Source organism: Prevotella amnii CRIS 21A-A, from assembly GCF_000177355.1.
Lineage (GTDB): Bacteria > Bacteroidota > Bacteroidia > Bacteroidales > Bacteroidaceae > Prevotella > Prevotella amnii.
The window spans coordinates 1-2,823 of record NZ_ADFQ01000052.1; the positions used below are offsets into that span (position 1 = coordinate 1).

At 34.3% G+C, this 2,823-nt stretch carries 2 protein-coding genes; one reads left to right on the plus strand and one right to left on the minus strand.

The features are described 5' to 3' along the window. Positions 1 to 111: 111 nt before the first annotated feature. On the minus strand, positions 112 to 1,734 hold the full coding sequence (gene pckA / locus HMPREF9018_RS04865) for a phosphoenolpyruvate carboxykinase (ATP) (RefSeq protein WP_008448895.1): 1,623 nt from the start codon (positions 1,732 to 1,734) through the stop codon (positions 112 to 114). Between the two features lie 282 nt (positions 1,735 to 2,016). Here pckA and upp point away from each other — a divergent pair, with 282 nt between their 5' ends. Then, entirely contained in the window at positions 2,017 to 2,676 is a 660-nt protein-coding gene (gene upp / locus HMPREF9018_RS04870) for a uracil phosphoribosyltransferase (RefSeq protein WP_008448893.1), read from the plus strand. Positions 2,677 to 2,823 lie beyond the last annotated feature (147 nt).

Sequence of the window (2,823 nt, forward strand, 5' to 3'; positions counted from 1 at the left end):
AGGTAACTATGAGGCGAGCTTATATACTATGAAATTATATAAAAAATGCTCACATCTATATATTCAGATGTGAGCATTTTAATATTATATTGATATATCTTCAGAGAGATATTAGAGCTGTGGACCAGCAGCTACAAGTGCTTTTCCAGCTTCGTTGCCTGTGTATTTCACAAAATTCTTTTGGAAACGAGCAGCAAGATCTTTAGCTTTCTCTTCCCACTGTGTAGCGTCAGCATATGTATCACGTGGGTCTAAGATCTTAGTATCAACACCTTCAAGTTCTGTTGGAACAACAAAGTTGAAATAAGGAATAGTCTTTGTAGGAGCATTGTTAATAGCACCACTTAAAATACCATCAATAATACCACGTGTATCCTTAATAGATATACGCTTGCCAGTACCATTCCAACCAGTGTTAACCAAGTAAGCCTTAGCACCATTCTTTTCCATCTTCTTAACTAATTCTTCTGCATACTTTGTTGGATGTAACTCCAAGAAAGCCTGACCGAAACATGCTGAGAAAGTAGGAGTTGGCTCAGTAATACCACGCTCTGTACCAGCTAATTTAGCTGTAAAACCAGATAGGAAGTAGTATTTTGTTTGTTCAGCATTAAGAATAGATACTGGTGGTAATACACCGAAAGCATCTGCAGAAAGGAAGATAACCTGTTTAGCAGCTGGACCAGCAGATACAGAATTCTTCTTTAGTACGATGTTCTTAATGTGATTAATAGGATAAGATACACGAGTATTCTCAGTTCTGCTATTATCAGCAAAATTTATCTTACCATTAGCATCAACCATAACGTTTTCAAGAAGAGCGTTACGTTTGATAGCAGCATAGATATCAGGCTCTGACTCCTTGTCTAAGTTGATAACTTTAGCGTAGCAACCGCCCTCAAAGTTAAACACACCATTGTCGTCCCAGCCGTGTTCATCATCACCTATAAGAAGACGTTTAGGATCGGTTGATAGAGTAGTCTTTCCTGTACCTGATAGACCGAAGAAAATAGTAGTGTTCTCACCATTTAAGTCGGTATTAGCAGAACAGTGCATAGAAGCAATACCCTTTAGAGGTAGGTAGTAGTTCATCATAGAGAACATACCTTTCTTCATTTCACCACCATACCATGTGTTAAGGATAACCTGCTCTTTTGTTGTTACGTTGAAAGCAACGCAGGTTTCAGAATTTAATCCTAATTCAGCGTAATTTTTTACTTTAGCTTTTGAAGCATTGTAAACAATGAAGTCTGGTTCCTGTGCCAATTCCTCTTCGTTGATAGGCTTAATGAACATATTTGTTACAAAGTGAGCTTGCCAAGCTACTTCTACGATGAAACGAATCTTCATACGAGTATCCTTATTAGCACCACAGAAACCATCAACAATGAAAAGACGTTTGTTAGAAAGCTCTTTTTTAGCTAAGTCGTTAACTACAGCCCAAGTCTTTTCAGACATCTTCTTGTTGTCGTTCTTGTATTCTTCAGAAGTCCACCATACTGTGTTGTGAGAGTTAGCATCATCTACGATGAACTTATCCTTAGGAGAACGACCTGTATAAACACCTGTCTGCACGTTTACTGCACCAAGCTCTGTTACCTGACCTTTCTCAAAGCCTTCTAAACTTGCTTTTGTTTCTTCTTCAAACAATTTCTCGTAAGAAGGATTGTAAACAACTTCTGTTGTACCTGTGATACCGTACTTTTCTAGTACACTTTTATCAAACTGTGCCATTTTATAAAATGTATTTAGTTGGAAAATAATTATTCTTTTTTTTAATTTAATCTTATTTACTAAGACACCGCAAAGGTAGCATTTTTAATAAACTTGCCCAAAGATATATTTATAAATTCTATCAAAGTTAAGATATATGTAGGTTAAATAATTAAAAATAAGCATTTAACTAATTATATTTGCTAAATGTATATTGCAAAATAGAAATGAAATGCTTATTTTTGCCAAAATTTTGTATTATGCTTTATAATAAACGTAAAAACTTTAATGCCTAAATAGCTAATGGAAATTATCAACTTTTCGGAACAAAATTCCATAATTAATCAATATCTTGCAGAGATTCGAGATAAAGAGTATCAAAAGAATCGATTATTATTTCGTAACAATGTTTTACGTATAGGAGAGTTTGAAGCTTTTGAAATATCTAAAACGTTACATTATGAAACGAAAGAGGTTGTTACTCCTTTAGGTTTATCTAAAGTTAATGTTCCTTCAGATAAGATAGTTTTAGCAACAATATTTCGTGCGGGTCTTCCTTTCCATAATGGTTTTCTTAATATATTTGATCATGCGGGAAATGCTTTTGTAAGTGCTTATCGTGAATATAAAGATGAGGCTCATCACGAAGTAGGTATTCATGTGGAATATTTAGCAACACCAGAAATTACTGGTAAAACTTTAATTATAGCTGATCCTATGCTTGCTACAGGAGGGTCTATGGAATTAGGTTATAAGGCTATTCTTACTAAAGGTATTCCTAAACATGTGCATGTGGCTTGCGTTTTAGCAACCCCTGAAGGCATTTCTCATATTAAAAAGACATTCCCTGATAAAAATACTACAATATGGTGTGGGGCTATAGATGAAGGGCTTAATGAGCATAAGTATATTGTACCAGGTTTTGGTGATGCCGGAGATCTTTGTTATGGTGAGAAAATTTGATAAAAAATCATTCTTCATCACCTATTTTAAGTAAAAAGGAGATAGTTGATATATATTCTCTTATGGTATGATTTTTATGCTTCTTTAAGAGAAATAGTATGTATATTTCTGCTAAAAGAAAGTTTTGAAAAATAAGTAATACATTTA

Excerpts from the sequence above, each read along its gene's own strand:
- pckA (WP_008448895.1), bottom strand. The coding sequence starts at position 1,734 with ATGGCACAGTTTGATAAAAGTGTACTAGAAAAGTACGGTATCACAGGT.
- upp (WP_008448893.1), top strand. The coding sequence starts at position 2,017 with ATGGAAATTATCAACTTTTCGGAACAAAATTCCATAATTAATCAATAT.